This is a genomic window from Nitrosospira sp. Nsp1, assembly GCF_900100985.1.
In the GTDB taxonomy this organism is placed as follows: domain Bacteria; phylum Pseudomonadota; class Gammaproteobacteria; order Burkholderiales; family Nitrosomonadaceae; genus Nitrosospira.
Genome location: NZ_FMUF01000039.1, coordinates 1 through 5,647, shown reverse-complemented (window position 1 = coordinate 5,647; position 5,647 = coordinate 1). Strand labels below are relative to the sequence as shown.

General features: G+C 49.0%; 6 protein-coding genes. 2 read left to right on the top strand and 4 right to left on the bottom strand.

Annotation, left to right across the window (positions count from 1 at the left end):
- Positions 1-426 (top strand): winged helix-turn-helix transcriptional regulator (locus BLP78_RS14865; protein WP_371128898.1); only part of this gene is annotated, 426 nt, incomplete at its 5' end.
- A 133-nt stretch (positions 427-559) separates the two neighbouring features.
- The gene (locus tag BLP78_RS14860; RefSeq protein WP_176752889.1) at positions 560-1,357 is read left to right on the top strand and encodes a glutathione S-transferase family protein; all 798 of its coding nucleotides are present in this window, start codon (positions 560-562) and stop codon (positions 1,355-1,357) included.
- A gap of 381 nt (positions 1,358-1,738) precedes the next feature.
- Here BLP78_RS14860 and BLP78_RS14855 read toward each other — a convergent pair whose 3' ends face one another.
- Genes BLP78_RS14855 through gshA form a run of 4 tightly spaced genes read right to left on the bottom strand, consistent with a single transcriptional unit; the run spans position 1,739 to position 5,334 of the window.
- Positions 1,739-2,494: an ABC transporter permease gene (locus BLP78_RS14855; RefSeq protein WP_025039532.1), complete on the bottom strand. Its 756-nt coding sequence runs from the start codon at positions 2,492-2,494 to the stop codon at positions 1,739-1,741.
- On the bottom strand, positions 2,491-3,414 hold the full coding sequence (locus BLP78_RS14850; RefSeq protein WP_090460517.1) for an ABC transporter ATP-binding protein: 924 nt from the start codon (positions 3,412-3,414) through the stop codon (positions 2,491-2,493). Before BLP78_RS14850 ends, BLP78_RS14855 begins: the two co-directional genes overlap by 4 nt.
- Positions 3,411-3,668 carry a hypothetical protein gene (locus BLP78_RS16330; RefSeq protein WP_090460515.1) on the bottom strand — a complete coding sequence of 86 codons (258 nt, stop codon included), beginning with the start codon at positions 3,666-3,668 and terminating at the stop codon, positions 3,411-3,413. The genes BLP78_RS14850 and BLP78_RS16330 overlap by 4 nt, the downstream gene beginning before the upstream one ends.
- A gap of 7 nt (positions 3,669-3,675) precedes the next feature.
- Positions 3,676-5,334 (bottom strand): glutamate--cysteine ligase, encoded by a 1,659-nt coding sequence (gene gshA / locus BLP78_RS14840; protein WP_090460513.1) that lies wholly within the window; start codon positions 5,332-5,334, stop codon positions 3,676-3,678.
- Positions 5,335-5,647 lie beyond the last annotated feature (313 nt).

The following is a 5,647-nucleotide window of genomic DNA, read 5'->3' as shown; positions in this document are numbered from 1 at the left end:
TCAAACCAGATCAGCCGTTCCTCCTGCCCAGTCAGCTGTGCCCTAGATATATTGGGCGATAAATGGACGCTGCTTGTCGTTCGTGATCTCATTTTCTTCCGTAAGCGATATTTCGGGGATTTTCAGAATTCCCCGGAAAAAATCGCTACCAATATCCTTTCTGACCGGCTTAAAAAGCTGGAGGAAGGCCATATCCTTTTGCGACGCCGTGATCCGGCTAATGCGCGCAAGGTTATTTATATGCCTACTGAAAAATGCCTGGATCTAGTGCCTCCAATCATGGAGTTGTTACGTTGGGGTGCAAAATATGTTCCTGAAAGTGACGCGCACGAGAATCTGGTTCAACAATTCGAACAGGATCCGATGGAATTCATGGCGGAAATACGACAATCCCTACGTAAAGAGAATGAAGCAAATAAAGAATAGAGGGATTAGATGTTTAATTTTTAACTGAGCTTTACTGGAATCCCCTTGACACTACTACCGGGGCACATCGTGCTATATATCCCCTAATAAGGCACCTACTTAACATTAAACTGCAATGCAGAAGGAATATTCCATGTCCACACAATCAAATGTCGAGCGCACGCTGTACGGATTCTGGCTCTCACCTTATATGAGTCAGGTTGCCCACATGCTCTCGGAAACCGGTCTAACTTATCGCTATGAGCGAGTGTCTCCGTTTCAGGGGAGCACGCTCACGCCAGAGCACATAGAACGAAATCCTCTTGGAAAAATTCCCACTCTCAGGGATGTCAATGGTGTTGATATTTCGGAAAGTCACGCAATCTGTCGTTATCTCGCGAGAATCTACCCAGAAGCACGAAAGTTTTATCCAATTGATGATCCGATGCTCTGTGCAGAGGTCGATGCCAAGAATGACTTCATCACTTTCTCCATTGCGGGTCCATTCTTCAACTGGTTTGTTGTCAGCGCATATTTTCCAAAAGCATGGAAACTCAAAATTGAAAAAGAAGCGCATATCTATAATATTTGTTCTGTCTTGCTAAGCAAAATGTGGCTGCCCCGACTAGTTAATGGATCAAGAATGGAGCCGTTCCTACTTGGCAAAGAGCCTTTTCTGCCGGATTTCCAGTTGTTCTACACGCTCGAGCTTAGCCAAATGTTTTCTGAGCTGTTCGAAATACCCGAGATGCATCTGTTCCGAGACAATTCAGCATTACAGACGTTTTACGATGCAATGTGCGAGCGTCCTTCTACGCGTGAAATACTGGCGGCTAAAGAATCGGAACTGGATGTTACGAAAAAAGAACTCTTCGGAGGGTTTGGAGCAGCCTATCTTAATAACCATATCGACAGAAGAATCCTTGGAGGGCTATTCGGGCGTGAAGTCTGATCCATACATACTGCGGCTGATCATTTGGCAACATTAATGTCGCGCCAGTTGCGCCTGGGAATTTCAGGCGCAACTTTTAAGGATCAGGGCTGTAGAAGGCCCAAATAAGGAATAAAAACGAGGAAAGCAAAGTACCTTCTCCAGACCTTGAAGCCAAGTTCGAGGGAATCGCTCCAGAAAATGCCAAGAGCGAGGGCAAGACACAAAAAAAGCAGGGGCGCCAATCAATTATCTCTCCAAGACGGCGCAGGCCTCAATCCAGCATCCAGGCAACGGGCAAGAGATAATAGGCATAAAAACTCAGCCCCTTGTACCACAGGGCGACACCGAAAAAAAGGAGGGCAAACTGAAAAGGGGAGATTGTGGATAAACCACTACGGATCATCTTCGGATTTTGTACCCTGTTTTCAGCATTCGCAATGTCAGCCATGATACGGTCAGGAAACATGCCGCCAGAGCTCCGAGGCTAAGGTAGGGCGAAACATCGGAGATGCGAAAGAAGCCGTAGCGAAATCCGTCTACCATGTAGAAAAACGGATTCAGATACGATAATCCTCGCCAAAATGGAGGTAACGAGGAGATCGTATAGAAAACCCCCGATAAAAACGTCAGTGGCAGGATGATAAAGTTTTGCAACGCAGAAAGGTGCTCAAATTTTTCCGCCCAGATTCCCGCAATGATGCCTAAGGCGCCCAGCAATGCGGTGCCCATCAAGGCAAATACGAATACCCATGCGAACGAGTACAGGGGAAGTTCAAAAAAACACAGCGTTATCAGGTAGATACCAAGTCCTACCGCCAGACCACGAACTACCGATGCCAGTACATAGGCAGTGAATATTTCCTGGTAAGAAAGCGGCGATAACAGCATAAAGATGTGATTGCCCGAGACTATCGACTGTATCAGGCTCGATGAGGAGTTGGCGAAAGCGTTCTGCAACATAGCCATTATCACCAGTCCCGGAATCAGAAAAACGGTGTAGGTTACACCGGGATATGCCTGCACCCGTTCTTCCAGCATGTGAGAAAAAATCAAAAGATAGAGCAAGGTAGACAGCATGGGTGCAAATACGGTCTGGAACCCGACTTTCCAGAATCGTAGCAATTCCTTGTAGAGCAGCGTGAGAAATCCATTCATACCGATACAGGTTCCAGATTCTCTGCACTGTGCATGATCTTTACGAACACTTCTTCCAGATCAGGTTGCAATATCTGCAGTTCCAGGATTTGGGTCTGGGCGGCGCGTAATGCTGCCATCACGTTTTCAAGCTGGGGGCATTCCTCGATCGCCAGAACGTGGTAGCCTTGGTCGTGGCTGATTGCCAGTAGCTGTAACGCCGCCGGCAGCGTATCGGGAGATAACCGCAGCCGTATCCGGTGTCCGGAAATGTTGCTGATGAGATTTCTGACGCTTTCAAGCACAACTATACTGCCATTTTTTAGCATTGCCACGCGGTTGCATAAAGCCTCTGCTTCTTCGAGATAATGCGTAGTGAGCACAATGGTATGACCGTTGCGGTTTAATTCCTTGATGAAACGCCAAAGGGCCTGGCGCAATTCCACATCTACGCCTGCGGTGGGTTCATCCAAAACGATTACCGGGGGTTTGTGGACCAATGCCTGCGCTACCAGTACGCGCCGCTTCATGCCGCCGGACAACGAGCGCATGTTGGTATCAGCCTTGTCGGCAAGGTCGAGATGGTGCATTATCTCGTCTATCCAGCCGTTATTCTTCTTTATGCCGTAATAGCCGGATTGAAACACAAGCGTTTCCCGGACGGTAAAGAACGGATCAAATACCAACTCCTGCGGCACCACGCCTAACATGCGGCGTGCTTCACGGTACTCGGCGACGACATCATGCCCCTTTACCCTGACACTGCCGCTGCTGGCAAGGGTAAGACCCGCGATAATATTGATCAGCGTCGTCTTTCCCGCTCCATTGGGGCCAAGCAAAGCGAAGAATTCGCCGGTATTGATTTCGAGATCAATACCGTACAAGGCATGCAATGCACCGAAACGCTTGTGCACCTGCCTGATTTCGATTGCCGGAGTCATGGAGAAAGCCCTGCTTCAAACGAAGGAATGACGTGGGTTTCCGCCAATTCCAGCAGATAAGTGGTATAGACATGTTCCATGTTGAATGGCGGGTCCTTACGCGTTAAAGCAGCATCGAATTCCCGCAGCGGGATTTCCTCCGGCTCCTTTGTCCGGTACCAGCGGTGTCGTCCATCGTCATCCGCCTTGCCGGTCAATTCCAACCACGCGCAAATCCCACGGTTTGCGCACCCTTCCATGACAAGTCGCTTCATGAGTGATTCATCGAGTAGCAGTTTCGGCCATGGAGATAGGCAAGTTTTGAGGCAAGTCCTGGGAATGAATGATGCTGGCTGAGGCGCCTCGCGAGAAATAGCTGCTCAGGTATTTATCGAAAAGGATCTCATCCGTGACATCGAGCTGTTTCTGTTGCGCCAGCGATATCTTGACCTGGAGATCAAAATCCCTTTTTACCGCGACATCCAGCGCGGCATTCTGGAAATAACGAGTGTATTCACGGGACTTCTGCAATACCAGCTCGGTAATTGACATCTTTTGCACGCTCATGGCCGACAGCATCCTTGCTGAAGCCGTCAACTCGGGATGGCGAATGGTTTCGATCTGCTGGTGCAATGCGCGGGTGTAGGGGATATCGGCATTGCCGTTATCCAGGATCTCACAGACCTCCCGCATCTGCTCACACAGCGTCAACGCCCACTGCCGTAGCGGAATTTCATGCCCGTTTTCAAGCAGCTTCAGTCTCGGATCCCTGCCGCGATTGGCCACCGCCAATGCGTTATTGCTGATCTCGTCATGCTGCTTCAAATCATGCCCCGCATTGGGCTGGAATAGACAGAAAAGACTCAGCGCTTCAAGAAAGCGCGTGGTTTCGATCGAAATTCCCGTTGGTTCAAATACATCGACATCCACGGATCGTATTTCAATATATTGAATCCCCCGGCTTCCCAGTGCCTGCAGCGGCCTCTCGCCGGACTTCGTCGGCTGTTTTGGCCGCACCGGCGTGTAATACTCGTTCTCGATTTGCAGGAAATGGGTATTCAACTGCCGGTACTGGTCGCCTACCTTTGTCCCGATCCTTTCATATCCGAGATAAGGTATCGTTGTTGCTCTGCCCAGATCCCGTATATATTCTTCGATGCTGTTAAAGGAAATATGAAACATCGATTGGACGGGATTCAAATAGCCTATCTCGCTCATCCTCAAAGAGGTGGCAAAGGGCTTGTAGTAGGAAGTCTCGTCAAATTTCTGCAATGTATCGGAATAAATGGAATTGCGGCTATCGATGAAGCTTTTGCCCACTGCCGGGGACGAGCCGAATAAATACAGGATAAGCCAGCCATAACGCTGCAGGTTTCTGATCATTCCCATATAAGCGCTGGTAGTGAACGATTGCAGATCACCCGTATGTTTCATGAACTGCTGGTATTCTGGCCAGAATGGCTCAGGAAGCGAGTAGTTGAAATGGATTCCGGCAATGACCTGCATGCAGCGACCGTAGCGATAGCTTAAACCCTGCCGGTAGATGTGCTTCATCCTCCCGAGATTGGATGAACCATATTCAGCAATGGGAATTGCCGGGTCCCGCAAATCGCCGACAGGCATACTTGCCGCGAGCAATAATTCGTCGTTGATATTTGCGCAGACGTATTTATGCAAATCCGTTAAGGAGTCCAGCACTTCCGTTCCATCCGATAATGCTGGCGTGATTAGCTCAAGTAACGCTTCAGAATAATCAGTTGTTATATTCGGATGAGTCAACGCGGCTCCAAGCTGAACCGGATGAGGTGACAATGATATTGATCCCTCCCGATTAATTCGGAGGCTTTCTTTTTCGATGCCTTTCAAACCATGAATTAATAACGGCTGAAGAGATTGGTTGATGGGCGTTGTGCCCTTGCTACAAGATAATTGTCTCGACATTTATCCTCCGATAATGGTTGCAATAAGCAAGCGGTCTGAGTATAGACCTGGAGACGGATAGGTGTGTAGTCTGCAAAATCAGTTATCAGAGTCCTGTTTTTGAAACTATGAGTGGCGCAGTGGCAGAGATGGACTCGTTGCGCGAGTTCAGGTAACGCTCTTAAGTTACCTAGTCCTCCTGCAGCATCTCGAAACGCTGTGCAAGAAAATCAATTAAGGCCCGCACAGATGGCAGAAGACCGCGCCGGGACGGAAACACCGCATGAATGATTTCCCGACACGGCGCCCAGTCTGGCACCAGCCTAACCAATGA